At 63.8% G+C, this 1,517-nt stretch carries 1 protein-coding gene; it reads left to right on the top strand.

The annotated features are described in order from the left end of the window. Positions 1-252 precede the first annotated feature (252 nt). Positions 253-1,497 (top strand): ISL3 family transposase, encoded by a 1,245-nt coding sequence (locus H261_RS22810; protein WP_008622697.1) that lies wholly within the window; start codon positions 253-255, stop codon positions 1,495-1,497. Positions 1,498-1,517 lie beyond the last annotated feature (20 nt).

The following is a 1,517-nucleotide window of genomic DNA, read 5'->3' as shown; positions in this document are numbered from 1 at the left end:
CTGCCTCTTCGACGTTGGAAGTGGAATTGCGCCAGTTCCGGCGTGATCGCCCTGCCTACCTGTAGCTGAATATCCCCTTGTTCGATTGATCCGCTGACCATCCCCTCGTCCCGACCTGCCCTCTGGCAGGCCATCGAGCGGAGCGGTGGTCAGGGATGGCCGCAGGCCACCGCGTCAGCGGCGCGGGACGCGTCCTTGACCGGCGCGAGTACGATGGCACTCTGCGGCGGTCTGGGAGGAGAGGATATCGACGTGGACGCCAATACGATCATGGCCTTGGGACTGGGCGTTTCCCCGCCGTGGAAACTGGTCGAGCAGCGACTGGACACGACGGTTCAGCCGCACGTGCTGCACCTGGAGGTCGCGGTCGATCGCGGCACCATGTTTGCCTGTCCGCAGTGTGGCAGAGCCTGCAAGGCGCACGACTTCGCGGAGTTCACCTGGCGGCACCTCAACTTCTTCCAGCACCATTGCCACATCACTGCCAAGGTTCCGCGCACCGACTGTCCGGAGCATGGCGTGCTTCGGATCGGCGTACCGTGGGCGAGAGAAGGCAGTCAGTTCACTCTGCTGTTCGAGCAGGTGGCGCTGGTTCTGGTCCGCGAGATGCCGGTGCTGGCGGCGGCTCGCATCATCGAGGTCACCGACAACCGTCTATGGCGGATCGTCCATCATTATGTCCGCAAGGCGGTGGAGCGCCTCGACCTGTCCAAGCTCGCCGCCGTCGGCCTTGATGAAACCGCCGCCAAGCGCGGCCATACCTATGTCACCGTGTTCATCGATCTCGACCGCAAGGACAAGCCGGTGGTCTTCGTCACCCCCGGCCGGGGCAAGGATACCGTCACCCGGTTCAAGGCGTTCATGATGGACCATGGTGGCCAGCCGGGCCGCGTCGTCGAGGTGGTCTGCGACATGAGCCCCGCCTTCATCGCCGCCATCGGGGAAACCTTCCCCAACGCCGCCGTCACCGTGGACTGGTTCCATGTGGTCCAGTTGTTCACCAAGGCCCTCGACGAGGTCCGCCGCGCCGAAGCCAGGAACAACAAGCTGCCCAAGGCGCTGCGCTGGGCCATCCTGAAGAAGGCCGACGGCAAGATGACCGAGGCACAGGCAGAGGCTCTGGCCGAACTGGAAGCCTCCGACCTGTTGACCGCCATCGCATGGCGGCTCAAGGAGAAACTCCGCTGGGTGCGCAAGGCCGACACCGTCCAGGCCGCCCGCTGGCGGATCACCAACTTTCTGCGCCATGCGCGCGAGGTGATCGGCGACAACACCATCCTCGATCCCGTCCGCAAGGCGTTGGGAACCGTTGAGCACCATCGCCAGCGCATCCTCGAACGCTGGACATCAACTCACAGCAACGCCCGACTGGAGGGCTTCAACGGCCTCTTCCAGGCGGCACGCGCTCGCGCCAGAGGCTACCGCAATACCACAACCTTCGCAACCATGATCTATCTGATCGCCGCCCCACTCGGGGATCTCTTCAAATCCATTTGAGGCGTCGAAGAACCAAAAAA

This window comes from Paramagnetospirillum caucaseum, from assembly GCF_000342045.1.
In the GTDB taxonomy this organism is placed as follows: Bacteria; Pseudomonadota; Alphaproteobacteria; order Rhodospirillales; family Magnetospirillaceae; genus Phaeospirillum; species Phaeospirillum caucaseum.
The sequence above is the reverse complement of the archived record's forward strand: the minus strand, read 5'-3'. Positions and strand labels throughout refer to the sequence as shown.